Raw genomic sequence first — 26,090 nt, forward strand, 5'->3', positions numbered from 1 at the left:
GGGGGTGGGGGTGCGTCGGAGGGTGGGGGTGCGTTGGGGGGTGGAGTTGCGTCGGGCCGTGGTGGCGTGTCCGGTCCTGAGGACAGCTTGTTGCCGCTCGCCTCCTGCGGAACGGCCGCGAAAGGTCCCGGCTCGCGCCGTACGGTGAAGTCCTCGCAGAGCACAGCGGTCATCGGCTGCCGGGAGGACGGCAGACACCAGGTCACGCTCATGATGGCTGGGTGGTCGAAGGGCGAGTCGAAAATCTCGGTCTGCCACCTGCCAGGTGCGCCTACCTGCGCACTGGGGCCCTCCAGGCCAACGAGCATGAGCGAGCCGTCGTCGCAGCCGATCGCCAGGAGCGTCCGGTGATCGGGCATATCGAGCCAGTCCAGCGTCTTCACGCCCCGGCGATGCAGGCGACTGGCCACCCTGTGCCCGGTGTTGGCGACAACTTCCCAGACGGAGAACCCGTTTTCGAATCCCTCTGCCAGCAGGAAGTGGTCCCGGGACAACCCCGTTGCGGCCATGAGCGTCGGGCGATCTGCATCAACCGCCAGACGAGCGGACGTGGTTGTCCGGCCCGAGTGGGGCGTTTCCGTCGCTCTCAGTATCTTGAAGATGCCGCGATCCGAGCTCACGACTGTCGTCGTTCCCGATGAATCGGCCAGTCCGCACAGCACCGGGCGGGCCGATTCGGCCGCCGACCGCAAGTCACCGTAGTAGCCGCCCGGTCCGTAGACATCGATGACACATTCAGCACCCCCGTAGGGGCGGCGGAAGAGGAAGCGCTCCGCTCCGCGGACCCGCACCGGGGCATGGGACAGAGCCCCGGGCACACGGACCAGCAGTGCCGCCGTCATCCCGTCCCATATGGCGCCCCCCAAGTAGCTCTGCACTGCCAGCAGGGCCCGTCCGCCGGCCATGTTCCAGGTGACGGACAGCACGTCCTGGTATCCGTCCTGCATCGAGCGCAGGAGTTTTCCCGTCTGCCCGTCCCACACCCGGACCCTGCCCGTCACGCTGCCCGTAGCCACCAGCAGCGGTCCCCCCGGCACCGCACCGATGTCCATGCACGTCACGTACTCCGCCTCAAGCCCCTCCAGCCTCGTGATGCCGGCCGTCAGCTCCTGCGATGGCCCGCCCACGGCCGCCGGCGGCTCCGGCCCCGCGCCGCCGCGTCCCACCGAGCGCGCCTGGGCCAGTGCCCAGGCGCGCAGCGCCCGGTCCTCGGCGGGGATCGTCGACGTCACTGTCACCGCTCCCCGCCCGGCCCCAGCACCACGAGGTTCGCCTTCAACTGCTCGCCGTACCCGTCGCCCAGTGCCACCGCGACGTGCTCGGCGGCGATCCGTGCCGCGTCGTCAAGTGCGGGGACCCGCTCGAGGAGGCCGTAGAGCTCCCGCGCGTAGAGGACCGCCGTCTCGTCGTCGAGCGGTCCCCGGTGGGCGACCACGGTCTCGGCCACGCCCGTGAACAGCTCGGCCACCGCCTCGCTGTCGCAGGACGCCAGTACCAGGCCGCGCAGCTCCGCACCGGCATGGCGTGCGTACGCCCGCAGCAGCCCGGCGACGTCACGTGCGGGCACGCGGTGGGCGTCGCCGTACGGGTCCTCGAAGACCAGCTGCTCGCCCTCCCCGTGACAGACGAGGTGCAGAAGGTCCGGGCGTACGTCCAGAACGCGTCCCAGGTCGGTGACGTCAGCGGCCGGGCAGTAGTCCACGGCGATCGGGCCGCCCGCCGTGGCCTGCTGGATGGCCCGTAACTCCCGGTCCGCACGCACCCGTTCGGACCCATGGGGGCCCGCACCCACGACCAGGACGTGCCCGACGGGCAACCGCTCCCGCGTCACGGCGCGGAAGACCGCGTTGTGCGGGAAGTCGCGGCCCGCCGTCACGAGCAGCTGACGCCGGCCGTCCTCCACCATCCCGGCAGAGATGGCGGCCGCCACGGTGTACCAGAATTCAAGTGGTGTGACCCCGAGCTGACTCGGCACATGCTCGCCGGGGAATCCGGCTCTGTGGAGCAGGGTCCTGGCGCTCGGTCCCGGCGGGAAGACGCGGGCGAGTTCGTGGATCTCGTCGTCCGTCAGGTTCATCGCTTCGGTCCTGGGCACGCGCCTACCACCTCCGGCCCGCGGCCTGCCGCGCCGCACGTTCGTAGAGGTTGGCCGCGCGCAGTACATCCCCGTTGTGCTCGTGGATCTCTGCGGCGCGCACCAGGTCACCGGCGAACTCCGCGTCGAGTGCGGTCTCCCGCCAGTGCCGGGGACGGCGGGAGCCGCCGCTCCCGGCAGGCCTCGGCCGGCTGCCGGGCGGCTGCGCCTGCCGCTGGCGCGGCGGTTCCGCCGGGCGCGGCTTGGGCTTGGGGGTCAGCCGTCCGTCGACCACGCGCAGTACGGCCTCTGCCTCGTCGGGGAGTTGGAGGTCCGGCTCGGGAAGCGGACCCACCCACAGCGTCCAGGCCGGGCGGCGCCGCGTGAGGTCGAAGACGAGAGCGGCGTGCGCGGTCAGTACGACGGCTCTGTCGGCGTCGGGCTCGAAGAGTGCCTGCAGGGCCGAGGGCGGCAACAGCGGCTCCGTGCGGAATCCGAGGGGGATGTACAGCGGGCCCGGGCCGGTGCAGTGCAGCGGCTCCCCCAGCGGCAGGCGCTCCAACAGTCCGCCCGCCGCCAGCAGCAGATGCTGGTCGCGCCCGGTGACGACCTGGACGGCGTCGGCGAGGGGATGCCCCTCCAGCATCATCCGTACGGTGTCCAGTTGTGTGCCGTCGAGCAAGGTGGCGTCGACCGTGGCGCCCGACGTCCGGGCGGGCACGATGGTGAGGCGGGGAGCATCGGGCGCGGCCGGCGCGTCGTCGGCCCAGTCGGGCGAGGCGCCCACGTCCTGCAGCGGATAGTCGGCCGCGAGCTCGACCAGGGCCCCGCCGTCGAGCGGCTCGCCCAGCCGCTCCAGCCGGGCGCAGCCGAACTCCGAACCCGACAGCAGCCATACGCCCCGCTCAGCGAGCTCCAGCAGCGGGCCGTCGCTCAGCGCCGATCCCTGGCGGTACTGCATCAGTACGGTGTCCTCTCCGCCGACGCGGCGGCAGACCAGCGTGAACGGGTCACGGTGGAGCGCGTCGAGGAAACCGGCGGGGAGGTCTCCGTGCGGTGCCCGCAGGGCGAGTTCGAGTACGACGCCGTGCTGGGCGGGGTCCGACGGCTCGTCGTCGAAGAGCGGGGTGAGGCGGGTGGGGCGGTACGTCACCTCCAGGCCCAGGTCGAGTGCCCGCCGGATGACACCGCCGGCGAACTCTGCCCGCAGCAGCACCACCGCTTCGTCCAGGGCCCTCCCGGGCACGCTGTACAGGCCGGCCCGTCGTACCAGGTCGAAGAGCGTGGCGGGGCGCAGTGAGGCAACGGGCAGGCGCTGCGCCGACCGGCGTCCCGCGACGCGCTCCGGGTCGCCCCAGCCCTGGTCCCGTACCAACTGCGTGCCCGTGACCAGGAACACCGTGCCGTCGGCAGCCGTCGCCAACTGCCGCCCGAGGTCCAGCGCGACGTGTGTGAACACCCACCAGGACGCTCCGTCGGCGCTCCGGCGGTGGTCACCGGCCTGCGGGCGGCCGAGGGCGGCGAGTCGCCCGGTGAAGACCAGTGCGGAGGTGGCTGTGGCGAACCGCACGGCGATGGCGGTCTCGCCGGAATCACCGGCACCTACACCACCGGCATCACTGTTTACGTCGGCCACGGCGGCACGTGCAGGTGCCGCCTTCGGTACAGGTGCCGGGCGGCGGACCGGTCCCGAGGCCGGACGCACGGCCGGTTCCGGGGCGAGGCGCTGCCCCAGGGCCCTGGGGCGCGGTTCGGCATCGCGCGGTGCGGACCCGGCAGGCGGCCTGCTGCCACGGCCGCGCGACCGCAGCACCTCCTCCAGCAGCCCGGAGGGCGGCCGGGGCGGAGCAGGCGGGACGGGCGGCGGTGCCGACGGCGTGGCGGGCGGCGGTGGTACGGGCTGCTGGTCCTGGTCGTCGTTTCTGCGTCGTCGTGGCCACTTCATGGTTCATCCCTGTCGTAGTGCACGGACGGCCTGCCGACGGTCGTCCGAAGGAAGATCGGGGATCGTGATCTCGGACTGCAGCACCCGCGCCGCCCACTCGGTCCAGCGCCGCGCGGCGCCACCGCGCCGTCCGCGGACGGACGCTGCGAAGAGGAGGGCGACCTGGTCGTAGCGCCGCATCGACTCGGCTGTCGCGACCCCCCATTGCTCCACGAGCCGGTCGTACACGAGGGAGTGGGAGCCGAGGAAGACCGCCGCCGCAGCAAGCGCGGCGAGCGGCTCCCGGTCGGAACGGCCTTCGGCAACGTCGCAGCGTGCCAGTGCCAGCCGCATGCGCAGTGAGCTTTCCCGGGCCTCTTGCTCGGCGGCCGACCTCCGTTGCGCCGACCGGGATTGCGTCACCCGGACAGCCGCCCCGGTCCATTCCCCGGAGCCGAGCCCGGTCCGGAGACTGGGCGGCGCACAGACCGCGACCGCCCTGGCGGCCGGCGCGTCCCCGGCTTCGTGGACGAGAACCCAGGCAGCCACGTCCATCATGTCGGCGCACACGTAGTCCTCGGCCGCGCCGAGGAACTCGCCCAGTTCGCGGCATAGTTCGGCGGAGCGCCGGAAGGCGCCCGCCTCCCTCAGGCAGCGCGCGGCCTCGGTCGGCAGCCCGGACCGCAGGTAGCAGCCCGCGGCGCGTTCCAGCAGTGCGGCGTCACTCACGGTCGCGCAGCTCCCGCCGCGTCGTCGGACGCTCCTCGGGTACGGATTCGTTCGGCTCGCGCCGCCGTGGGCGGGTGTCGCCGTGCACCTCTTCGATGAGGGCGTTGTCCTCGACGATCCTGGCCAGCGCGGCGGCCGCCCTGTCGTGCCGGGCGTCGTGGTCGGCCGCGCGTGGCCCCGGGCCGATGTCCTCGACCTCGTACAGCTCGACCTCACCGGTGTCGGCCCGGTACCGGAACCTCACGCGGACCCGCATGGCACCCCTCTCGCACCTGTCTCACACCTGCTTCGCGCGCCACTTTTCGCGCCTGCTTCTCGCGCCTGCTAGATCTGGAGCTCGAAGTCGATCTCCAGTACGCCGTCGGTCTCCGAGCACCTGATGAACTCGGCCCCGCGCGAGCGCGCGTACGCGAGCACCGCGTCCCGGTATGCGTCCGCCAGGGCCTGGTGGAACAGGTTCCGGCCCATCACGCCCACCGCGGCCAGCCGCGCCGCCGCCTGCTCACGCAGTTCCGGCTCGCGCGCCCTGGCCTCCGCTGCGAGGGCCGCGTCGGCGCGGGCCGCTGCCGCCTCCTGCGCCTCGCCACCGGCTCCCGACCCCGCCTCGCTCCGGGCCCTTCGGACCCGTTCCTCGGCCTCCATGTTCAGGGCCGCCTCGGCCGCGGCCTGTGCGTCGCGCTGGGCGGACGTGCGATCCCTGCCGCCCCACGCGTCGTCGTAGTACATGCCCGTGCCCTCGGCCGCGATCGTCCCGGTGACCTCGCCGCGCACGGTCTCCGTCGCTTCGCCCACCGCCTCGATCGCCGCCGATACGGTCGCCACGATCTCCAGCTCGGCCTCCACCGGACGGTAGGCGACGTAACCGCCGTCGAAGGAGAACCGGAACGCGTCCTCGGTCTCCTCCCACCCCGGCGTACGAGCGAAAACGCCGGGCAGCGCGGCCAGTGTCGGTGCGCCGACGGATCCCCGCAGCGACTCGCACACCCGCGCCTCGCCCGTCGCCTCCCCCGACCTCACCACGCGCCGCCGCATCTCCTGCTCCCAGGCGACGGCCAGTTCACGCGTGGCCCGCACCCTGATGCGCCTCGGATTGCACACCCTCGATCACTCCTCCGGGAAGTCCTCGCGCAGTTTGGTGAGCGTTTCGCGCTGGGCCTGGCTGATCTCCTTGAGCAGCGGCTGCTCGGCCGGGTGGTCCCGGCGTGCCTCGGCGGCCAGGCGTCCGAGGAGCCGCAGCATTTCCCGGATTTCGTCCGAAGTGCGCAACAGCGCCAGGCGGTTGCGGTATTCGCGCAGATCGATCCGCAGGTCGTAGGGATCGCGCAGGATCCGGCCGGGCGTGTCGATGGGGACGCCGTGGTCGGCGACGATGCGGCGCAGCGACTGTTCGTCCCTCGGGTCCGTCCACAGTCGTGTCAGGACGGCCAGGTCCGAGATCTCCGCCCGCAGCCGGCCGGCCAGCAGCGCGGACGCGGCGAACGCCTTCTGTGCCTTGACCGCGCGGCGGTCGGAGAAGGCGATGCCCTCGGCGCGCAGTGCCCGCACGATACGGGCGTACGGATCGCGTACGGCGCTCAGGTCGATATCGGCCAGCGCCTGCTGCAGCACGGCGAGGTCCGCGAGCGGGAAGGCCACCTGGGAGCGCTCTGTTCCGGCGACCTTGACGGGGGTCTTGCCGAACTGGCCGTCGACCAGGGCCGGATCTGTGCGGATCTGCTGCTGTTCCGCCTGCCAGCCCATCCCCAGCACCTCTTCGACCTCGTCGTCCGCCACGTAGTCGAGGCGGCAGCGGAACAGGAAGCGGTCGCTGAACGCGGCGAGGACCGGGTCGTCGGGGATCTCGTTCGACGAACCGAGCAGCGTGATCAGCCGGCCGTGGATGGTCTTGCTGCCGGTGAAGAAATTCCGCTCGTTGACCAGCGTCAGCAAGGTGTTGAGGATCGCCGAGCTGCCCTGGAAGACCTCGTCGAGGAAGGCGATACGGGCCTCGGGGAGCATGCCGGAGGTGTTCACCTCGTACACGCTCTGGTCCTGGAACTTCCGCAGGTCGATGGGCCCGAAGAGCTCGGCGGGCTCGGTGAACCGGGTGAGCAGGTAGGTGAAGGGTGACGTGTCGAGGATGCGGCAGTACCGCTCGATCAGCCGGGTCTTGGCGGTTCCCGGCGGCCCGATCAGCAGGGCGTGTTCGCGGCACAGCGTGGCCAGCGCCAGCAGGTCGACCACTTCGTCGCGCTCGACGAATCCCTGTTTCACCTCTTCCAGGCGGGTGGCGAAGGTGCGTGCCAGCAGCCGGGTCCTGTCGTGCCTCGTCGGCGTCGCGTTGCTCACGGTGTCGTGCCGTCCCCTCGGTCGAGCGATGCTGCCCCGGCGGGGGCTGTACGGGCCGACTGGCGGCCCGCGAGAACGATCATGGCGGCGCGCTGGGAGCGCTGTGCCGCGTTGGCGGCCGCGCTCCGGCCGGTCTGCTGCTGGGCGCGGTCGAGGTCCCGCTGCTGTCGCGCCCTGCGGAGTTCGCCGACGAGTTCGCCGAGGCGGCGGGCGCCGGGGACACCTCGTCCGCCGACGAGCTGCTCTGCCCGCGCGTCGCGGAACACCGAGCGGATCTCGTCGCCGTTCATCCCGTCCGTCGCCGTGGCGATCCGCTTCAGCAGCCCCGGCCGCACGGCGACCCCGAAGTGCTTCGCGTGGACCTCGGCAATGGCGGTACGGGCCGAATGGTCCGGGAGGTCGATCTTGATGGGGCGGAACCGGCTGGGCCGCAGGAGCGCATCGTCGATCAGGTCGATCCTGTTGGTGGTGCCGATGATCAGGACCGGCACTTCGGGCCGGAACCCGTCGAGTTCGGTGAGGAGTTGAGCCACGACGGCGTTGCCCGCACGGCTGCCTCCGTCGTCGCGGCCGGTGCGCTGGGCGGCGATGGAGTCGAACTCGTCGAAGACGATGACCGCGGGCGCATTGCGCCGCGCCTCGGCGAACAGGTCCCGTACCTTGCGCTCGCTCTCCCCCACGTACATGTCCGTGATCTCCGGACCGGAGACGACGAGGATCGTCGCTCCGAGCTTGCTGGCGACCGCCTTCGCGAACAAGGTCTTTCCGGTGCCGGGCGGGCCGTGGAAGATGAAGCCGCGCGGGACGAGATCGTGACGCAGGTGTTCGGGCAGGTCGGCCGCGCCGCCGACGATGTCCAGCGCCCGCTGCAGTTCGTCCTTGACCTCCTTGTACCCGCCGATGGCCGACAGCGGCACGTCGGGCACCTCGAAGGCGCTCGACGTACGGGCCTTGAAGATACGAAGCTCCTGAAGGAGGTCGGCGAACGTCGGCCGGCGCCCCGACTCCTGATCACCGTCGGGGGCGGTGTGGTGGTGGTAGGCGAAGCGCACGGCGTGCCGGAGCCGGACGGCGTTCATGCCCGCCACGTACTTGTAGAGCCCGGCGGGGTCGAACCCGGAGAACAGCTCCGCCTCGGCTTCCGTGATCAGGGCCTGCCCGAGCGGCACACGCTCGCTGTCGGCGGTGACCACTTCGCGCGGCAGGATGTCCAGTGCGAGCCGGACGCCGAACCGGCCCGCGAGCACCTCGGGGACGACCAGGGACGGGTCGGTGAAGGCCAGCAGGACGCGTTCGCTGCGCTCGTACAGCACATCGGTCAGCTCCCGGGCCTCGGCGGTGAGCGCGGCGTCGCTGCCGCCCGCCAGCAGGTCGAGGTGGGGTACGACCACGACGTCCTCGGGCGGGGCGTCGGTGACGGCGGTGTGCAGCAGGGCGAGCAGTTCGGCGCGGCGGCCCGGGCCGAAGCCACCGGGTGCGGCGGCGTCCGTGAGGCTCTCGGCGAGTCGCACGGTCTGCTGGGGGCGCCCGGACCGTCCGGCTATCTCGGCGGCCAGGTGCTCCACGAGGAGCTTCTCGCAGCGGATGAGTACCGACAGGCCGCTTTCCAAGTAGGCGGCGGCGCGGCTGATTTCGACGTCGTGGGCGATGAGGACGGCCTCGCGCTCGCTCAGCCGCTTGGGATGCCCGTTCGCCGGTGCCACCGTACGGTCCTGCGGTTTCTGCACCGGGTCGGGAGCACTCGCCTCCCCGGCACCCGCGGGCTCGTCGTCGGCCGCCCCTCCGGACAGCGCGCCGAGCGGGACACCGGGCGGCAGATAGAGCGGGGTGCCGGGAGCGGGCGGATGGTCGAGTACGTCGATGAGCACGCGGCTCAGGGGGAGCCGCAGGTGGTCGTCGACGAGTTCGGTCAGCGACAAGGCGGGGAATTCTTCGAGGAGTTGGCCGAGGGTGAGGTCCGGGTCGTCCACCGGGGCCATCAGGCAGCGGTCCCGCAGGGCCTGGGGTGTGGTGGACGCGAAGACGAGGCGGCGCTTGGACAGGGGAACCACTCCTCTCAGCCGGTTGCGGGCAGGTTCAGCCGGTAGCGGCGTACGAGCTCGACGGCCGGCTGGTGCCCGGCCAGCAGGGGCCGGGTCGCCGGCAGGCCGGGGTGCCGTCGGGACAGGTCCGCGAGCGGCGCCCAGAACCGGACGGTGGCGAGCGTGAGTTCGTCGGGCAGCGCCCGGACCGCGAGGCGCCGCCGCGCCGCGCGTACCTGGTGATCCCACTCTGTTCCGTACCGCAGGCGGGCGGCGAGATAGGTGTCCAGTACGACCTCCGGGTAGTCGGCGGAGAGGCGGGCCAGCAGCTGGGACCGCCAGTCCAGCACCGGCGCGTGACCGTGCCAGGCGGCGAGTCCGTTGCACAGGAGGCGGCGCCCTGCCGGGCGGGTGACGAGTGCGGCGGCCGTACGGACGGCGCCGGTGGCCCCCCGGGAGAGCGGCCCGGCCGCGGGGCGGTACAGCACTGCGGTCAGCGGGGAGGCGTCCAGCAGTACCTCGCCCATGCGCAGTTCGTTCTCCTCGGCCTCGGCGCGGCCCATCGCCACTGCTCCCTGCGGGGCGGCCTGCTTTCCCTCGAAGCGCGGTACGCCGCTCAGGAAGGGGGCGACGACGGCATGGCGGGCGAGCGCGTCGGACCAGCCGCCGCCTCGCTCCGACAGGCTTCGGGGCGGCAGCGCCTCGGCGACCGCGCACGCGGACTCCGGTTCCATCCGGCCGCCGATCGCCGCCGCGAGCAGTACACCACCGGCGCCCGCCGGTTCCGGGTCGCCGAGCGGTGGCCGGCCCGCGCCGTGACGCGCCGCGAAGTGGCGGATGAGCTCCGCCAGGGCCGTGCGTACCTCCGCGCCGGGGTCGATGAGGCCGGAGGTGTGCTGGAGGGGGCCGCCGGGCGGCTGGCCCGTCCCTTCGACCGCCCAGCGCAGCACTCGCAGGGCGGTGGTCAGGGCGTTCACGGCTCCCTCGCCCAGTAGGGGGCGGTGGTCATCGTGTCGGTCCCGTTGCGGCGGTAGAGGCGCAGTACGCGCGACGTCTGGTCGATGTTGACGAGGGCCGCGACCTGCCACGGGCGCTGGAAGGTGGTCGTGTGGAGGTCTACGTCGGCCGACGAGAGCCCGAAGCGGTCCGTGGCCGGGAACAGGTGCGTGTGGTACCAGCCGACGAGGCTCTCGCCCCTGGCCCGTGCGGCGAGCGATTCACCGATCCTGAGGTAGCTCTCGCCGGTGAAGGTGAAGTGCAGGAGGGAGGCGCCGGTGCGTTCGGCGGGGATCGCCACGGTCACCTCCACCAGGTGGCCGTCCGGGTGTTCGGCGTTGCGGTGGACGTGCCCCGCGAGGAATCCGCCCTCCTCGACCTCGCGCGAGAACGGCCGCGCGCCGGTCAGTGCCCGGTGCACCCGTGCGTGGAGCACCACCGCGACCGGTTCGGACACGGCCTCCACGGTGGGTTCGGCGATGCCGAGTTCCTGGAGGGTCGCAACGGGCGGCTCCGGTTCCGGCACTTCCTCGATCCCGAAGAGGCGCCGCCTGGGTCCGCCGACGGCGATCTCGACCCGGTTGGCGGCCACGGGTTTCGGCCGGACGAGGGCGACCTTCTCCAGCCCGGGCCCGCGGATCCCGAAGCCCCAGTGCGTCTCCTCGGGGAGCCTCTCGCCCAGGAGTTCCTGCAGGGGCCTGCCTACGATTTCGCGCAGCGCGTGCGGGTGCTGGTAGAGCACGGTGTCCCCGCGGACGATCCGTACCTTGACGTAGCCGTGGCTGCCCCTGAGGTTGATGACGGAGGGTGTGCCCCGGACCGGCGCGCGGTCGGTGAGGGGCAGGAAGGACAGCTCGATCGTGGCCCCCTCCAGCGACTGGCCGACCATGGGCTCCAGGACGCTGCGCAGGAGGGGCAGCAACGGCAGGCGCCCGGCCCGTACGTAGTCGTCGCTGCGGAAGAGTTCCACGTCGATGCCCGCCGGGGTACTCATCGGCCGTCGACGGGTTCGACGAGGTTGGGGTAGCGGGGTGCGTCCCGCAGGGCGGGCGCGGCGACGCTGCCGTTGATCGCAATGATCCGGTCCTGGTGCTCGTCGACCCACTGCGCCGCGGTGCGGTCGTAGAAGTTTCCGCGGACCCGGGGATTGCCGTCGGGACCGAGTTCGCCGGTCGGCTCGAACAGTGAGTAGTTCCGGAAGCCCGCCATGTCGACGAGCATCTGACACAGCGTTCCGAAGCTGAGCGACGGCTGGTACGACTCGGCCAGCAGCCCGAGGCACACCAGGCCCTTGCTCTGCGCGTAGGCGCGCGACTGTTCGCAGTCGTAGTTCGGGAAGACGTTGGGGTGGAAGACGGGGGTCAGCCAGTAGACCTCGGGCGCCGTCTCCGGGAACTCCGGGCCGAGTTGGATCAGTACGACATGGTGCGTGATCTCGGGCGGTTCGCCGCCGGGTGAAGTGGGCGGGCCGAAGCTCAACTGCTCGAATTCCACCTCGAATTCGGTGGGCAGCAGCGCCGAGTCCGCGCTGACGCCGAAGCCGGGGTGACTCTCGGCGTAGGCGACGATCTGGTTGCGCACCCGGTAGAGGGCGTCCTGCCGGTCGAGGGGGTTGACCGCCCCGGCCGTGGTCTCGAAGCCGACCCGCATACGGTCCCCGTCCTGGACGCCCGACTCGTGGAGGGTGGCGTCGGGGTCCAGACGGCGGCCCTGGCCGTCGGCCTGGACATGGTCGATGACGGTGGATCGGGTGGCATCGGTGAACCCCGGGCCGTACTGGTCCACCACTTCGGCCGCGACGTCGCTGTTCGCCTGCTGGGCCGGTGCGTCGATGAGCCGGAACTGCCTGCCGTCCGGGCCTTCGACGAAGAGCTGGTGCAGCAGGTAGTCGGGCTGTCCCGGTGCGACGACGGTCCAGCCGAACAGCGTGTCCCGTAACCCTTCCCGTACGACATCGGGCTGGTCCGTCGACGCGGAAGGAGACGGCGTGGGCGGTCGACCAGACCTCTCTGGGGCGCAGGCCCAGCGCGGTGAGGGCGGTCGCCGCCCGCCGCCGGTCGTTCTCGGAGTCCGCGCGGACGATCACGTGGCACATGGGCTCGGACCGGTGCTCGGCGGTCGCCGCCGCGGCCGGGGCGGTGGGCGGGACAGCGGGCTGCGGCACAGGCTGCGGAGTGGGCACAGGAGCGGGAGCCGGAGCGCCGGCGGCCGGCGGGAGGATGCCGTACGTCTGGGCGAGGTCCACCAGGGTCGGGTTGGCGCTGTACACGCGGACCGCGATGGTGATCAGCTGCCGGTAGGGCGACGCGACGACCCCGTTGCTGAGGTCGACGAAGATTTCCGTCCATGTCTCTTCGGGCTTCGCGCCGACGAAGTTGGGGCGCCTTCCGCGGGGGAATCCGATGCGGTCGAGGATTCCGGCCGCCTCTTTGTCGGTTCCGTAGATGCTCGCCAGTACCTCCAGCAGTCGGTAGCGGTCCTCCCTGCTGATGGGGATCTCCGGCTGCGGCGCCGGGCCTGCCGCGTCTCGGGGTTCGGGCGGGCCGTTCAGGAACTCAGCTGATGCCATGTGTACTCCCCCCTCGGCTGCCGGACGGGCAGGATCTCCTGAGGGGGCACTCCGAGCTCGGTCAGTCGGGCGTCCGGAGCGGCATCCCTGAGGCGATTACTGAACCGCGGTCGCCGCAGGCGGCCGCACTGGTCACATCGTGAGAACGGCGTGTCGGCCACTGCCCGGTCGCCGACGGTTTCAGCGTAGCCCCGGCAGGCCCGGCAGCGTACGGGAAGTGGAAACTGCGACCACGTGAGTGGCTCGCCACCGAACGGCAGTACGGCGGTCAACTCCCCTGCTGTGGCACGGTGATTGAGCGCGCAGGGCGTGATGTCGCCCTGAATCGGACGGTGGTGCGGGCAGTCGCGTGCGCGGGTCATCACGACGGGCGCCGTGCGGCCCGTCAGGGATTCGATGCGCAGCATGCGGTAGGGGGGCGGCGTGCCGAGGACGCTGCACAGCGCGGCCTGTGTCATCCAGGCGGCGACCAGGGCGGTCGTACCGATGGATGTGCCGAGCTGGCCGGCCGTCGTGTCGTCCAGGCAGCTCCAGGGGACGTCGGCGCTGCTTCGCTGATGTGCCGTCAGTGTGCAGCCGTAACAGGCTTCCTGTGTGTCGAGCCGCAGGCGTACCTCCCCTTCCCAGGGGCCGGTAGCGCCGTCCACGAGCGGTGCTTCGACGAGTGCGCACCGGCCCAGCAGGCGCATGCGGGAGCGCAGGCTGTCCAGGCAGCCCAGCACCACGTCGGCCGCGGCGAGTTCGCCCAGTCCCACGCCTGCGGCGAGGTCGCGCACCCGGGGCTCGACGACGACGGTGGCCGACAGGCGTCGCAGAGCTTCGGCGGCGGCTTCCGTCTTGGGCCGTCCGATGTCGTCGGGGCCGAAGAGGACGGAACGGCTCAGGTTGGTGGTCTCCACTGTGTCGGGGTCGCAGAGGACCAGCCTGCCGATCCCGGCCAGGGCCAGGTTCTTGGCCGCCTCGTTCCCCAGCGCGCCGAGCCCGACGACGACGGCCGTGGCCCCGGCGAACGTATCGGGATCCCATCCCGGTACGAGCCGCTCACGTGCGAACCGGTCCTCCCCCGCCATCGGCCGCTACTCCCGTACGGCGACGAGCTTGACGGGGCAGATTTTCAGCCGGCCCTCGGGCCGCCAGCTCTCCCAGCAGACCAGCCCGGCGGCGGGATCCCGGTGGACGGCCGCGCCGCATGCGGGGCTGGCCGGGGAGCAGGGACAGAGCACCACGTGTTCTCCGGCTCGGAAGGTGTGTGCGCAGTACAGGCAGCGGGGCGGCCTGGCCCCATGGACGGCGGGGCGGGCCACCTGCCAGTCGTCCGCTGTCAGCGGGGCGACCGGCACGCCGTCGACCGGAGGCCAGGTGGCCAGCACTCCCGCCGCGAATTCGGTAGAGGCTGTGGAGTCCGTGGAGTGGCCGCCGGGGCCCTCCGGCTCCTCTCCGGGTCCGGCCGCGCAGACCAGGGCCGGGTCGAGGTGGGCAACGTCGTCCGGGGCCACACCACTGCCCGCCGCTCCGCCGTCCCCCACGCGCACCGGGTCGCCGCGCCGGAAGCTCTGGCCGCACGTCGTGCACAGCCGGTGGTTCCACGGGGAGGAGACGTGCGTGACGGCCGTTTCGCCGGTCCGGCCGGTTTCCTCCTGCGGGTCGAGACCCGCCGCCATGCCCGCTTCGAAGGCGCGGTCCGCCAGGGCGTCGTCATCGTCGTCGGCTACCCGCACAGCATCTGCTCCATCGGGCCTTCACCGAGCGCGTCGAGTACGTCTTCCACGGCGCGGGGCCGCAGCGCGTCGCCGATCACCTCGATTCCGGATTCGGTGACGCGGATACGGACGTGGACGAGATTTCCGTGCGGATGGTCCGCGTACTCTTCCGGCCCTATGAGATCGGGGATCGCCTCGGTGAAGACATGGTCCGTGGTCACTGTTGTGTCCCCCACCTTCCTGGAACCGCCGCCCCGCACGAGGGGCAGCCGCCGTCGGCAAGCTTGTTGTCGAGTGTCTCCCAGATGCCCCGCTCCACGACGGTGAACGCACAGTGCGGACACCGGGTGTTACGGCCCTCCGCTCCCAACGCCCGTTCCACGTAGACGAAGCGCAGTCCCTCCTCGGTCCCCGCGCGCCGGGCATCCTCCAGCGCGGACGGCGCCGTGGGGTCCTCGGCGCTCATCCGGAAGTCAGGTGTGAAGCGGAGCAGATGCCAGGGAATGGCGGGGTCGATCGCTGCCAACAGGCGTGCAATCGCACGCAGTTGGGAGGGCTCGGCGGAAGTCCCCGGGATCAGCGGCGTACTCACCTCGACCCACACACCGGCCGCCCTGAACCGCTCCACAGCGGCCAGCACGGGTGCGAGCGGCGCACCCGTGAGCCGCTGGTGCGGTGCCTCCTCGGCAGCCTTTACGTCGATGTTCACCGCGTCGATCGCCGGCGCGACAAGGTCGACGGCCCGGGGCGTCAGGAAACCGTTGCTCTTCCACATCACCGGTACGCCCAGCGGCCGGGCGTACTCCGCCAGCGCCAGGGTGAGTTCCGGTGCGAGGGAGGGCTCGGCGTAGGAGAGCGCGAGGCCGGCGCCCTGCGCGTGTGCCCGGGCCACCAGCTCGTCCGGACGGGCGGGCTCCCCGCTCCACGGTGCGCCTTCCTCGCGGCCGTACTGCGACAACCGATGGTTGACGCAGTAGTCGCACCTGAAGCTGCAGCCGGGCCCGGCCACGGTAAGAACCTTGCTGCCGGGCCGGAAGTGGTAGAACGGCTTGCGTTCGACCGCGTCGAGATGGGTCACGGAGGCGGTGAAGGTCGCGGTTTCCAGTCGGCCTCCGTTGTTGCGGCGCACCTGGCAGTAGCCGCGCTGCCCGTCCCGTATCCGGCAGCGGTACGGGCACAGTTCGCATCGCACGTCGGTCCCCGCGGCCGGCTCACCGAGGAGCGCGGGGCGCCAGTGCGGCCGGGCCGCTCGGACGGTGGTCATGACGGACCGTCTCCCGTCAGCAACAGACGTACGGCGTCCGTGAGCCGGCGCCCTGTGGCGTCGGGCGGCAGGTGTACGTGGTGGCTCTCGGGCGGGCGGGCCCGGGGCAGATCGTCGTAGAGGTGCGTGGTGGCAAGCCGCAGGCGCGGGCCCGCTACGAGTGTGTGGTCGCGGGCGAGGTGGTGGAGGGCCAGCAGTACGGTCGGCATCCCGGTGGACGCCGCTGTGTTCAGCGCGGCGTCAAGATCCGGCGGCTCCAGCGTGCGCGAGGTCCACAGCATGGCCAGGTCGGCGGGGCGGGAGACCGGGCGGAGCAGGTCGGGCCGGTCGAGCCCGACGAACGTGGCATGACGGCCGTGGCACCACAGCGTCGTGGCCAGCAGATGCGCGAGCGAGCGCAGGACGACTTCGGGCGGTCCGAAGGTCGGCGGGCTGGTGTCCAGCACAAGGGTCACCGGCTCAGGGGCCCATTGCGCGGCGGAGCTGTGCAGGCGGTAGAGGAGTTCGTGGCGCGCGTAGCGAAGGGTCAACAGGCGGTCGGGGAGCGCCAGTTGGCTGGGGAGCATCTGGGTGATCCGGCCCGTGCGGGAGATGCCGCCCGAGCCGGGTGCGTGGACGGTCGTGCCCGCGTGCCGGGCCGCCGTCGATGCGGCGCCGGTGAGGAGCTGGAGTCTGCGGAGGTCCACGGAGGGCATGGCCGGGGCCTGTTGTGCCATGCGCAGCGGGAGCACCGGGTCGTCGGCGACAGCTTCGGGTCCGATGACGGCGAGCAGGGCGGCCGTACGCCCGGTTATCGCGTCCGCCGCGGCCCTGAGCGCGGCCAGTGGGGGCTCGCGGTCGGGCACACGGGAAGGTGCCCCGATGAGGGCGCGGCGCAGTGCGTCCGACAGTTCGCGGGGGCCGTGGCCGGGTGGCGGTACGGTGTCCGGCTCGGAGAGACCCGCCGCCAGCAGACCGGCGAGCCCTACCCGGGCCGGCGCCGGCCATTCCAGGTCGCGCAGGATCCGTACGCCCGGGTGGTCCGCGAGGCTTCTGATCCGTTCGTCCAGCAGCGGCGCGGTGGCCGGTCCGCTCAGGGCGACCAGGTCGTCGAGCAGGCCGAGCGGCGGACACACCCCGCTCGCGGCCAGACGCACCAGGCCCCTGCACACGGTCGCCGGGAGCGGTCGGGGCCGTGTGATCGCCGCCGGGTCGGTGTCCTCGGTGCTCGATAAGGTCCCGGAGGCGGCCAGAAGGCCGTCGAGCTCCAGTTCCCAGATGCGCGAGCCCGTCTCCCCTGCGGCGTACAGCCAGATGCTGCCCTGGGGCAGGAGCAGCCAGCCGACCATGCTGCCCACGTCGAAGGGCGGTACTCCGTGGGCGGTGAGGCCGTCGAACTCGTGGAGGACAGAGCCCGTCTGCCAGCTCCAGATGCGCACCGTGCCGTCGCTGTGGCCGCTGGCGAGGACGTTCAGGCCGCTCGGACCGACCGTCCAGGCTACGGAGTCGACGCGCCCGGGACAGGGCGGGCACGTCACCAGAAGGGTGCCTGTCAGCCCGTTCCAGACACAGATCCTTCCGTCGTCGTGACCGCTTGCGAGCAGCGCCGATCCGTTGGGGAGCATGCCCCAGGCCACCGCCCAGACCGGGCCGGCGGCGGCGTCCATCTCATGGATGAGTACCAGGGTGGGATCGTTGAAGCCCCACACGAGGACACGGCCGTCCCGGTGGCCGGTCGCCACCAGATTGGCACCGTCCGGCTGTACCTCGCTCAGCTCGACCGACGAAGTGGCCTGCAGGCCGAACAGAACGTGGGTACTGCTGCCTGGCTCTCTCTCGGCCAGGTCCCAGATGACGACGTTGTCCGGTCCCCCGGCGGTCAGCAGCAGGGCACCGTCCCGCCCTGTGGTCAGCTTTGCCGATTCGAGAGAGAAGTTCGCCTCATAAGAATCCTTCCGGAAACCGGCTCCGATGTCGTGCAGGTACAGGTTGTTGCCGCCGCCGCTCGTGGCGAGCACGGGGTAGCCGTGGCCCGAGTCCACCCACCCGATGGGCCACTCCAGCGGTTCGAGGGAAAACCGGTCCAGCGGCTCCACGCGAAGACCGGTGCTTCCGCCCTGCGTGAGGGCGAACACCCGCGGGGGCGGTCCTCCGACGTTCGAGACGGGGGCGACGGCGCTGGCCGCGCCAACCGGAAGTCCGTCCATGACCGCCAGACAGAGCCGGCTGTACGGGCGCAGGGTGTCCGGAGTCCGGTCCTTCACCCCGCCGAGCGAGCCGCTTCCCGGAGCCGTCCGGGTTCCCGGCACGGCGGCGGCAGGGACCGTACGCCCGTCCTTGCCCACCGACCGTGCGTGGGCCGCCGCCCACTCGCGCAGGGCATCGCTCACAGATCCATCACCAGGCTGACGGGGTCCGGCATCTCTTCCCGATACCGCCGCATCACATGCCCCTTGCGCACCGCCGCCCCCACGGCAACCGCCGCCCGGCTCTTCGCGCCGCGCGGTGCCCGCACCACCATGGCAAGCCGGTACGTACCGCCGATCTTCGCGGTCCGGGTGTGGCGGATCGCCCAGCCGGGATCGGAGCGCAGTTCACGGAGCGCTTCCAGGCAGACACGGCTCTGCTGGGAGGTCCTGCTGTAGCCCACGAAGGCCAGCTGGGGGCCGAGTTGGGCGGAGGTCGTGCTCTCGACGGTCTCCGTCAGCTGCTTCGGCGTCATGGACCAGGCCACCGGCTGGAAGCCCACGATCGCAGCCGCTCCCGCTCCCGCTCCCGCTCCCGTATCCGCATCCGCATCCGCATCTGCGGTCAGCGTCAGGTCGACATCGACCGTATGCAGCGCGGGCCCCTCGGAATCCTTCTCACAGGTGATCGAGAGGTGCAGCAAGTGATAGACGGCGCTGTCGGCTTCACCCTCCACGAACGCCTGGAGCTCCGCGTCGTGGGCAACAGCCTTGGCATCCAACGGGACGGACACCGGGCCGCCCAGCAGGATGCGGCCCCCGAGCGGAGGCGGCGGCGCCGGATCGCCGGGCCCGCGTACAGGTCCGTCAGCCTTCAGGCTGAGCTCTCGTTGGGGTAACTCCGGGAGAACGACATCGATCACAGCGACAGCCCCTCAGTCCCGCTGATGGTCGTCAAAGAGTAGCCAAACGCTCGCCCGTTGTGGGCTGTTGATGCGATACGGAGGCACTCATCGCAGCAGCAGTTGAAGAGCGCCCAGTACGGTCGCGCCGATCACAAGTTGTTCGAAGAGCCGCTGGTTGATCCGGCCCAGGCATTTGCGGCCGACGTACGCGCCCGGGACGACGAAGAGCACCAGAGCGGCGTCCAGCAGCAGCGACTGCCGGTCGATCAGGCCGAGGCCCGCGCTGAACGGCACCTTCGAGGTGTTGACGATCAGGAAGAACCACGCGGACGTTCCCAGGAAGCCTAGTTTCCGGAAGCCTGCGGAGAGCAGGTAGAGCGACATGACCGGGCCGCCCGCGTTGGCGACCATGGTGGTGAAGCCGCCGAGTACCCCGTACGAACGGGCCTTCAGCCGGCCACCGCGCGCCTCGGCACCCGACTCCCGGGCCGGCTCTTCGGCCAACTCCTCTTCGGCAGGCATGCGCCGCCGCCACAACGTCACCCCGGCCATCAGCAGCAGGATCGCCCCGATCGACCTGCGTACGGCGTCGTCGTCGGCCCACAGCATGAACACCGCCCCCACCACCACACCCGCGGCAACGGCGGGGAACAGGCGCAGCAGAGTCGGCCAGTGGGCGTGCCGCCGGTAGACGAGTACGGCGATCAGGTCCCCGGCGATCAGAATGGGCAGCAGCACCCCGGTCGACTCGCGGGCCGGCAGTACGGCCGCGAAGACCGCGAGGCTGATCGTATTGGCGCCGCTGACGGCGGTTTTCGAGAAGCCGACGAGCGCCGATGCGGCGGCCAGCGCCACGAATTCCCAGAGGGTGATGGTGTCCATGCTGGTAGCCGACGCTACAGCCAAGAACACGCCGCCCCCACGCAGCCTCTCCCCGTCACGTCAACGACCGGGCCGGTCGCTCGGCGTCCCGTAGAGGGTGGCGAGTTCGGCCGCCAGGCTCGCGAGCCGCTCCCGCGCCTCCGGCGGTTCGAGTATCTCGACGCGCGCTCCGAGACCGGCCATCTGAGCAGCCAGAATCTCCGGCGACGGCCCGTCGACCTCGACCTCGACCCACCCGTCGACAAGCGCCGCTCCGACCCGCAATCTCCCGCCGAACAGCCCCTGCAGAACCGGCTCGGCACTCCGCTCCGCCCGGGCCTGTACGGTCGCCGCGACCATCCGGTCCTCCATCCGCGCGGCGAGCGAACGCCAGGCCGTGGCGAGATCGAAGCCGTCCGGCCGTGCGACGGGATCGCCGGTCACCCCGACGGAGGTGACGCGGCCGAGCCTGAAGGTGCGCAGCCCGCGGTCGGTGTTTGCGACCAGGTAGTCGATGCCCGCCTTGGACGCGATACCGAGCGGATGGACCGTACGCTCGGTGGCCGGACGGCCAGGTCCCGCGTACCCGAGCCGGACTTGTACGCCGTCCACCACGGCGCCCCGCAGCGCGTCGAGCTGGTGTGCGCCGACGGTGACGGCGGTGCCCGACCAGTCCGTGGAGTCGGTGACACCGGCGCCCGCCGCGGCCTCGGCGCCGGTCCGGAACGTCGCTGGCAGCGCCCGCACCAGCTTGCGCAGGGCCGTCCGCAGCTCGGGTCCGGCCGACGAAGGACCCGCGACGAGAAACAGCGCCCGGATCTCGCCGGCGGTCAGCCCCGTGAGATCGGTACGGGCCCCACCGACGAGCGCCCAGCCGCCACCCCGCCCGGGCTGCGAGTAGACAGGAATACCGGCGCTCGCCAGCGCCTCCAGATCACGTCGCGCCGTACGTTCGGACACGTCGAGCTCCGCGGCCACCTCGGCCGCGGTGACCCGCCCGCGCGCCTGCAGGAACAGCAGCGTGGCCACCAGACGATCAGCTCTCATGCCCGTCATTCTCCGCCGGAGATGACCACTTGGTGGCCTCCGCTAGGCGTCGCGCGAGCGGAACAGCAGCCCACCGCTCACAAGCGCCACGGCCGCCCACAGGGCCAGCACGCCGAGGCCCTGCCATGGGCCGATGGGCAGGGCGCTGAGACCGACGGTCGACTGGACGGCTAGTCCGGCCGGCATCGGGGCGATCTGTTCCAGGTGCCGCTGCCAGTCCTCGTTCGTGACCACGCGGGTGAGGATCGGGAAGACGAAGAGCAGGGCGAGGACGATGCCGATGGCGGTCGCGGAGTTACGGACGGCTGTCGCGGCGCCGAGGCTGAGCAGGGCGATCAGGGCGAGGTAGAGCACCGAACCCAGTGCGGCGCGCAGTGTCGGACCGTCGGTCAGGGACAGGGCCGCGTAGCCGTGTTCCGTGTTGAAGCCGTTGTCGGGCAGGAGGATCCGCCCGGACAGCAGGGACGCGAGGACGGAGATGGTCCCCGCCACCAGCATCACGCCGGTGAGGACGGTCGCTTTCGCGGCCAGGACCGTGATCCGGCGCGGCATCGCCGTGAGGGTGGTGCGGATCATGCCGGTGTTGTACTCGTTGCCGATCACCAGCACGGCCACGATGGCTACGACCACCTGGCCGACCATGATCCCGGTGAGGCTCAGCCTGGTCGCATCTCCGCCGCAGTCCAGGGCCGGGCACCTGGAGGTCGACGCCACTCCGGCGCTGACCGCGGCCGTCGTCGCGATGACGCCGAGCATGAGCCGGCCGGTGCCGCCCTCCGTGCGCAGCTTGGTCCACTCCGCGTGCACGGCCCGCTTCATACGTCCCTCCGGCGGAGCAGGACTACGGCCGTGGCAAAAGCGAGCGCGGTGTAGGCGCACAGAACGGCGAAGCCTGCCCACGGTGCCAGGGGAAAGTAGCCGGACGCCGGTGTGTAGGTGGTGAGCACGTGTTCGTAATGCTGGACGCTCTGCTGGATGGCGAACCCGGCGGCCGGGGTCACCCGCAGCAGCCAGTCCGAGGCGCCCGTGGGCAGGACCGACGCGGTCGCGAGGATGTAGGGCAGGACCATGCCGGCGACGACAACCGTGATCGCCGAAGCGCTCCGTCGCAGGATGGTGCCGACAGCGAGGGCGAGCACGCCGGCCACTGCCAGCAGCAGGCCTGTGCCGACCATGACGCGCAGTTCGGTCTGCGTCGGCACCGTGAGTACGTAGAAACCGTTGGCGCGGGCCCTGTTCTCGCCGAGCGGGATCATGACAGCGGCGGCGATCAGTCCGACGATGAACGACAGGGTCCCGACCACGATGGCCTTCGCCACCAGCACCCGGCACCGCCGCGGGCCGGCAGCCAGGGTGACGCCGATCAGGCCCCGCCGGTACTCGACGGTGATGAACCCCGTGCCCACGACGATCACCACGATCAGCCCGGCGAACGCGCCCACCAGGAAGTTCTCGATGGTGATGCCGGGTCCCATGGCCGGTCCTCCCACGACCGGCGCGATGTCGCCGGCCCCGGCCAGTGTGTAACTCGTACCGGACTTGGTGTACTTGCCCTTGGTCGTCTGCGTGTAGCTGCCCGAGGTGCCTGCGTCGCCTCCTACTTGCTCGTCTTTCCACGAGCCCTCGTTCCACTGACCGCCCAGCGCGACCTCGCCGAAGGAGCCGGTGGCCACGGCTGGGCCGAATCCCGCGCCGGTGCTCGTCTCTTCCACGGCCGACGGAGAGGTGACGAACAGTCCGGCCTCCGCGGCCGACGACAACCCGGGGAGACGGGCGGTGCCGACCTCGGTCCACTTGGTGCCGTCGGCGGATTCGTATCCAGTGATCGTGTCACCGGAACGGTTCAGCCGAAGCCAACGCGGGGATTGCTCCGAGACATTGCCGCTCCCGCCGGCCTTGTCCTCGGTGTAGTTGTGCTGCATCCGCACCCCATGAGCGCCGGTGACCATCATCGCCGCATAGGCCGAGCCCTGTTCGAGGTTGTCCTTGACGATGATTCCGGCCTTCGCCCATGGCGATACGCCGGGCTTGGTGGACTTCGGCTCCGTTGCGATCACGCCGGTCAGCGAGGTGACGGAGACGGTGATGCTGCCGTCTCCCCGCAGGGGCTGGTGTACGAAGTAGAAGTTGTCGTTGACGGCCCCACCGCCCGGACCGACCGGCAGGGAGGGATTGGCGTCATGCTCGGACTGGTTACTGGCCGCTGTGCCCACCAGTCCGACCAGCAGGATCACCAGCACCGCGCCGATCATGGCGCGCACCCAGCCCCGTACCGTTCTGAACTTGGTCCATTCCGAGTGCAGCAGCTGCCCGAAGCCGCCCCGCCCCGCCTTCATCAGGGAACTCATCGTGCGGCCCCCTCGGGCACTGTGCCGCGATACTGCACCGCGTCCCGGGTGAGCTCCATGTAGGCCTCCTCCAGTGACGCGCGATGCGAGGACACCTCCGAGAACGGCACCGCGCCCCGCCCGAGGAGCGACACGATCTTTTCGGCCGGCAGCCCAGAGACGGTGAGCGTGTCGGGCCCGGTGGAACTCACAGTGGCGCCCTCACGCGCCAGCAGCGTCATCGCCTGCGTGCGCGCGGAGGTACGCAGGGCGACCCGCCCCTGGGACGCGGAAGCGAGCATGTCGCGCACGCTCATGTCCGCGATGACCTTGCCGCGCCCGACGACCACCAGATGGTCCGCGGTGTCCTGCAGTTCGCTCATCAGGTGACTGGACACCAGCACGGCGCGGCCCTGCTGGGCGAGGGACGACAGGAATCCGCGCATCCACACGATGCCCTCGGGATCGAGGCCGTTGAACGGCTCGTCCAGCATGAGCACCGGCGGGTCCCCGAGCAGCGCCGCCGCGATCCCCAGCCGCTGCCGCATGCCCAGGGAGAAGCCGCCCGCCTTCCGCTTGGCAACGTCCTGCAGGCCGGCCTGGCTCACCACCTCGTCGACCCGCTTGGAGCTCAGACCCTGCGAATGGGCCAGCCACAGCAGGTGGTTGCGGGCGGTACGGCTCGGCTGCACCGCCCCGGCGTCCAGTAACGCCCCGATGTGCTTCAGAGGGGTGCGCAGACTCCGATACGGCCGTCCGCCGACCGACGCGGTGCCCTGATCAGGCTTGTCCAAGCCCATGATCACCCGCATGGTGGTGGACTTCCCCGCGCCGTTCGGGCCGACGAAACCAGTGATCTGCCGAGGGGCGACGGTGAACGTCATGCCATCCAGCGCCTGGGTCTGCCCGAAGCGTTTACGCAGGTTGGTGACCTCAATCGTCGCTTCCCCGTCTTCGATCGTCTTCTCCATGCCAGAAGGCTAGGAAAGACGACTTGAGCTGTCGTCACGGCGGCGAGGGACGTTCACCGCCCCTGACGTGAGGGACAGCGACGACTGCTCGTCCCTCACGTGAGGGACGAGCAGTCTCCTCCCTGATGATGACGCCTCCGACTGTGCGGATTGCTATCCGGTTTGGCGGAAGCGCGGCACAACCAGTCCTGTTTCGTACGCGGTGATGACGGCTTGCGTACGGTCGCGCAGCGCCAGCTTTGTCAGAACGCGGCTGACGTGTGTCTTCACGGTCTCTTCGGACACGACCAGCCGGGCGGCGATCTCCGGATTGGACAGGCCTTCGGCGACGAGCCGCAGCACCTGCGTCTCCCGCGGCGTGAGTGTCTTGAGTGTATTGAGCGGGGATGCGGGCGTGGCCTCGGCGGCCCTGGCGGGCATCAGGGCGAACTCGCTGATGAGTCGGCGGGTGACGCCGGGAGCGAGTAGCGCGTCGCCCGCTGCGACGACCCGTACCGCGTCGAAGAGCCGTTCCGCGGTGACGTCCTTGAGGAGGAAGCCGCTGGCACCGGCGCGCAGCGCGTCGTACACGTACTCGTCCAGGTCGAAGGTCGTCAGGATGAGGACGCGCGGCCCGTCGGACCGAGCGCTGCCTGAAGTCTCGGAGGCTCCGGAGGAGACGAGTTGTCTTGTGGCTTCGATGCCGTCCATGCCGGGCATGCGGATGTCCATGAGCACGACGTCCGGAGAGAGCTCGCGGCAGATCCGTAATGCCTCGGCTCCGTCCGAGGCTGTCTCGACGACCGTGAATTCCGGCTGCGTGTCCAGCAGTGCGGCGAAGCCGGTGCGGACGACCAGATGGTCATCGGCGACGACGATCCGGACCGACCGGGACGGGATGCTCATAGAGACTCTTCTGTCGTGGCGGGAAAGCGGGCCTCGACAACAAACCCACCGCTGACCGCCGAACCGGTACGGACTTCACCGCCGACGGCGGCGGCGCGTTCGCGCATGCCGAGCAGCCCCTGACCGCCGGCCGGCACTGCGGTGGACATGCCGGGCCCATTGTCCCGGATACGCAGCCGCAGGTCGCTGTCGGTGTAGTTCAGCTCCACGTCGACGGCGGCGCCGGACGCGTGGCGACGGGCGTTGGTGAGGGATTCCTGGACGATGCGGTACGCGGCGAGTTCGACACCGGGGTCGAGCTCTCTCGGGTATCCGCGGACGATGAGGCGGGCGGCCGTCCTGGAGGCGTCCCGGGCCTCGTCGAGGAGTTCGTTGAGCTGGCGCAGACTGGGCTGCGGCCGCCGGTCGGCGGTACCGGTGGCGGCCTGGGTGGTGTCGTCACGCAGCACCCCGAGCAGGCGGCGCATCTCGGTCAGTGCGGCTCGGGCGGTGTCGCCTATGCCCAGCAGCCGCTTGGCCCCCTCGGCGGGCATCCCGGTGGTGGCCAGCCGGGCGGTCTCGGCCTGCACGGCGACCATGGAGATGTGGTGGGCGACGACATCGTGCAGCTCACGGGCGATGCGCGCGCGTTCGCCGCGTGCGGTGTTCTCCAGCAGCGTGCCGACGATGGCCTCCCGCGTGGCGGTGTTCTCCAGGACCTGTTTGCGCGCCCGTTGCGCGAGCCCGGCCAGGGCAGCCACCGGGGCCAGCGCAGCCAGCAGCACCGCCCGTACCCGGAAATCGGGATCCACCGGGCCCGCCAGCGCCAGCAACAGGAACGGCAAACCGAGAACCACGGCCAGCAGTTGGCGGCCGTTGCGGCCGAGCCGGTACTGGGCGATCAGCTGCGCGCCGAAACCCGCCAGCGTCACCGTCTGGAAGACCGTGAGTGACCATACGCTCGCGACCGAGACGGCGATCCCGGCGGTCACGGGACGCAAGAAGACCAACGGCAGCGCGGTGCACAGGCACAAAAGCCCGACCACCAACGCTAATTGCACCCCTACGACACTCCCGTCCCCGCCTCCCGCCATGGACGCGTCCGCTGCCATCCGCGGGATCGATCCATGGCTCCGGACGAACTCGGCTGCCGACTCCGCCACCGCCAGCAGCGCCAGCAACGTTCCGGCCACGACGGTCAGGCGCGGACTCCCCGCGACCCGCCGTCCCTTTATGACCCATTCGTCACGCCAGGCAGTCACATGGTCCACAGGCGCCAGTATCCCGGAAACGTCAAAAGGCCGTGTCGGATCACTCCGATACGGCCTCTGACCTGCGACTCTTT

23 protein-coding genes and 2 pseudogenes are annotated in these 26,090 nt (G+C 71.1%); all 25 read right to left on the reverse strand.

What is annotated here, in order from left to right:
- Positions 1-1,232, reverse strand: a pseudogene (locus J7I98_RS30850) (WD40 repeat domain-containing protein); the annotation flags it as partial.
- 2 nt (positions 1,233-1,234) lie between these two features.
- The gene (locus tag J7I98_RS30855; protein WP_214928339.1) at positions 1,235-2,095 is read right to left on the reverse strand and encodes an effector-associated domain EAD1-containing protein; all 861 of its coding nucleotides are present in this window, start codon (positions 2,093-2,095) and stop codon (positions 1,235-1,237) included.
- A gap of 4 nt (positions 2,096-2,099) precedes the next feature.
- Positions 2,100-4,019 carry a hypothetical protein gene (locus J7I98_RS30860; RefSeq protein ID WP_214928340.1) on the reverse strand — a complete coding sequence of 640 codons (1,920 nt, stop codon included), beginning with the start codon at positions 4,017-4,019 and terminating at the stop codon, positions 2,100-2,102.
- A gap of 3 nt (positions 4,020-4,022) precedes the next feature.
- A complete protein-coding gene (locus J7I98_RS30865) occupies positions 4,023-4,727 on the reverse strand; it encodes a hypothetical protein (RefSeq protein WP_214928341.1) in 705 nt (234 codons plus the stop codon).
- Positions 4,720-4,983, reverse strand: coding sequence for a hypothetical protein (locus J7I98_RS30870; RefSeq protein WP_214928342.1), 264 nt, complete (start codon positions 4,981-4,983; stop codon positions 4,720-4,722). Before J7I98_RS30870 ends, J7I98_RS30865 begins: the two co-directional genes overlap by 8 nt.
- Before the next feature lie 68 nt (positions 4,984-5,051).
- Positions 5,052-5,825, reverse strand: coding sequence for a hypothetical protein (locus J7I98_RS30875; RefSeq protein WP_214928343.1), 774 nt, complete (start codon positions 5,823-5,825; stop codon positions 5,052-5,054).
- Positions 5,826-5,831: 6 nt separating this feature from the next.
- Positions 5,832-7,055 carry an AAA family ATPase gene (locus J7I98_RS30880; RefSeq protein WP_214928344.1) on the reverse strand — a complete coding sequence of 408 codons (1,224 nt, stop codon included), beginning with the start codon at positions 7,053-7,055 and terminating at the stop codon, positions 5,832-5,834.
- Complete coding sequence (locus J7I98_RS30885; protein ID WP_214928345.1) at positions 7,052-9,106, reverse strand: ATP-binding protein; 2,055 nt, start codon at positions 9,104-9,106, stop codon at positions 7,052-7,054. The genes J7I98_RS30880 and J7I98_RS30885 overlap by 4 nt, the downstream gene beginning before the upstream one ends.
- Before the next feature lie 5 nt (positions 9,107-9,111).
- Complete coding sequence (locus J7I98_RS30890; protein ID WP_214928346.1) at positions 9,112-10,053, reverse strand: hypothetical protein; 942 nt, start codon at positions 10,051-10,053, stop codon at positions 9,112-9,114.
- Positions 10,050-11,066, reverse strand: coding sequence for a JAB N-terminal domain-containing protein (locus J7I98_RS30895; protein WP_214928347.1), 1,017 nt, complete (start codon positions 11,064-11,066; stop codon positions 10,050-10,052). The genes J7I98_RS30890 and J7I98_RS30895 overlap by 4 nt, the downstream gene beginning before the upstream one ends.
- A complete protein-coding gene (locus J7I98_RS30900; RefSeq protein ID WP_214928348.1) occupies positions 11,063-11,857 on the reverse strand; it encodes a hypothetical protein in 795 nt (264 codons plus the stop codon). Before J7I98_RS30900 ends, J7I98_RS30895 begins: the two co-directional genes overlap by 4 nt.
- A gap of 451 nt (positions 11,858-12,308) precedes the next feature.
- A pseudogene (locus tag J7I98_RS43045) lies at positions 12,309-12,641 on the reverse strand (effector-associated domain EAD1-containing protein); the annotation flags it as partial.
- A complete protein-coding gene (locus J7I98_RS30905; protein WP_214928349.1) occupies positions 12,620-13,711 on the reverse strand; it encodes a ThiF family adenylyltransferase in 1,092 nt (363 codons plus the stop codon). The pseudogene J7I98_RS43045 and the gene J7I98_RS30905, both read right to left, overlap by 22 nt.
- Before the next feature lie 6 nt (positions 13,712-13,717).
- Positions 13,718-14,359, reverse strand: a complete 642-nt coding sequence (locus tag J7I98_RS30910) for a hypothetical protein (RefSeq protein ID WP_214928350.1) — start codon at positions 14,357-14,359, stop codon at positions 13,718-13,720.
- A complete protein-coding gene (locus tag J7I98_RS30915; protein WP_214928351.1) occupies positions 14,350-14,562 on the reverse strand; it encodes a radical SAM-modified peptide, FtsH ternary system-associated in 213 nt (70 codons plus the stop codon). Before J7I98_RS30915 ends, J7I98_RS30910 begins: the two co-directional genes overlap by 10 nt.
- Positions 14,559-15,605, reverse strand: coding sequence for an AmmeMemoRadiSam system radical SAM enzyme (gene amrS, locus J7I98_RS30920; protein ID WP_214928352.1), 1,047 nt, complete (start codon positions 15,603-15,605; stop codon positions 14,559-14,561). Before amrS ends, J7I98_RS30915 begins: the two co-directional genes overlap by 4 nt.
- Positions 15,602-17,974 carry a WD40 repeat domain-containing protein gene (locus J7I98_RS30925; RefSeq protein WP_214928353.1) on the reverse strand — a complete coding sequence of 791 codons (2,373 nt, stop codon included), beginning with the start codon at positions 17,972-17,974 and terminating at the stop codon, positions 15,602-15,604. The genes amrS and J7I98_RS30925 overlap by 4 nt, the downstream gene beginning before the upstream one ends.
- The gene (locus J7I98_RS30930) at positions 17,971-18,693 is read right to left on the reverse strand and encodes a hypothetical protein (RefSeq protein WP_214928354.1); all 723 of its coding nucleotides are present in this window, start codon (positions 18,691-18,693) and stop codon (positions 17,971-17,973) included. The genes J7I98_RS30925 and J7I98_RS30930 overlap by 4 nt, the downstream gene beginning before the upstream one ends.
- Positions 18,694-18,780: 87 nt before the next feature.
- Entirely contained in the window at positions 18,781-19,557 is a 777-nt protein-coding gene (locus J7I98_RS30935) for a sulfite exporter TauE/SafE family protein (protein WP_214928355.1), read from the reverse strand.
- Positions 19,558-19,617: 60 nt separating this feature from the next.
- Positions 19,618-20,583 carry a YafY family protein gene (locus J7I98_RS30940; protein WP_214928356.1) on the reverse strand — a complete coding sequence of 322 codons (966 nt, stop codon included), beginning with the start codon at positions 20,581-20,583 and terminating at the stop codon, positions 19,618-19,620.
- 42 nt (positions 20,584-20,625) lie between these two features.
- On the reverse strand, positions 20,626-21,402 hold the full coding sequence (locus J7I98_RS30945) for an ABC transporter permease subunit (protein ID WP_214928357.1): 777 nt from the start codon (positions 21,400-21,402) through the stop codon (positions 20,626-20,628).
- Entirely contained in the window at positions 21,399-22,931 is a 1,533-nt protein-coding gene (locus tag J7I98_RS30950) for an ABC transporter permease subunit (RefSeq protein ID WP_251021468.1), read from the reverse strand. The genes J7I98_RS30945 and J7I98_RS30950 overlap by 4 nt, the downstream gene beginning before the upstream one ends.
- On the reverse strand, positions 22,928-23,881 hold the full coding sequence (locus J7I98_RS30955; protein ID WP_214928358.1) for an ATP-binding cassette domain-containing protein: 954 nt from the start codon (positions 23,879-23,881) through the stop codon (positions 22,928-22,930). Before J7I98_RS30955 ends, J7I98_RS30950 begins: the two co-directional genes overlap by 4 nt.
- Positions 23,882-24,034: 153 nt before the next feature.
- On the reverse strand, positions 24,035-24,766 hold the full coding sequence (locus J7I98_RS30960; protein WP_214928359.1) for a response regulator transcription factor: 732 nt from the start codon (positions 24,764-24,766) through the stop codon (positions 24,035-24,037).
- On the reverse strand, positions 24,763-26,016 hold the full coding sequence (locus J7I98_RS30965) for a sensor histidine kinase (protein WP_308378004.1): 1,254 nt from the start codon (positions 26,014-26,016) through the stop codon (positions 24,763-24,765). Before J7I98_RS30965 ends, J7I98_RS30960 begins: the two co-directional genes overlap by 4 nt.
- Positions 26,017-26,090: the final 74 nt, after the last annotated feature.

This window comes from Streptomyces sp. ISL-98, assembly GCF_018614055.1.
Taxonomy (GTDB): domain Bacteria; phylum Actinomycetota; class Actinomycetes; order Streptomycetales; family Streptomycetaceae; genus Streptomyces; species Streptomyces spiramyceticus.

What these genes read in the sequence shown, in the direction of transcription:
- J7I98_RS30860 (WP_214928340.1), bottom strand. Translation starts at nt 4,019, where the DNA reads ATGAAGTGGCCACGACGACGCAGAAACGACGACCAGGACCAGCAGCCC.
- J7I98_RS30870 (WP_214928342.1), bottom strand. Translation starts at nt 4,983, where the DNA reads ATGCGGGTCCGCGTGAGGTTCCGGTACCGGGCCGACACCGGTGAGGTC.
- J7I98_RS30895 (WP_214928347.1), bottom strand. Translation starts at nt 11,066, where the DNA reads ATGAGTACCCCGGCGGGCATCGACGTGGAACTCTTCCGCAGCGACGAC.
- J7I98_RS30905 (WP_214928349.1), bottom strand. Translation starts at nt 13,711, where the DNA reads ATGGCGGGGGAGGACCGGTTCGCACGTGAGCGGCTCGTACCGGGATGG.
- amrS (WP_214928352.1), bottom strand. Translation starts at nt 15,605, where the DNA reads ATGACCACCGTCCGAGCGGCCCGGCCGCACTGGCGCCCCGCGCTCCTC.
- J7I98_RS30935 (WP_214928355.1), bottom strand. Translation starts at nt 19,557, where the DNA reads ATGGACACCATCACCCTCTGGGAATTCGTGGCGCTGGCCGCCGCATCG.
- J7I98_RS30940 (WP_214928356.1), bottom strand. Translation starts at nt 20,583, where the DNA reads ATGAGAGCTGATCGTCTGGTGGCCACGCTGCTGTTCCTGCAGGCGCGC.
- J7I98_RS30945 (WP_214928357.1), bottom strand. Translation starts at nt 21,402, where the DNA reads ATGAAGCGGGCCGTGCACGCGGAGTGGACCAAGCTGCGCACGGAGGGC.
- J7I98_RS30950 (WP_251021468.1), bottom strand. Translation starts at nt 22,931, where the DNA reads ATGAGTTCCCTGATGAAGGCGGGGCGGGGCGGCTTCGGGCAGCTGCTG.
- J7I98_RS30955 (WP_214928358.1), bottom strand. Translation starts at nt 23,881, where the DNA reads ATGGAGAAGACGATCGAAGACGGGGAAGCGACGATTGAGGTCACCAAC.
- J7I98_RS30960 (WP_214928359.1), bottom strand. Translation starts at nt 24,766, where the DNA reads ATGAGCATCCCGTCCCGGTCGGTCCGGATCGTCGTCGCCGATGACCAT.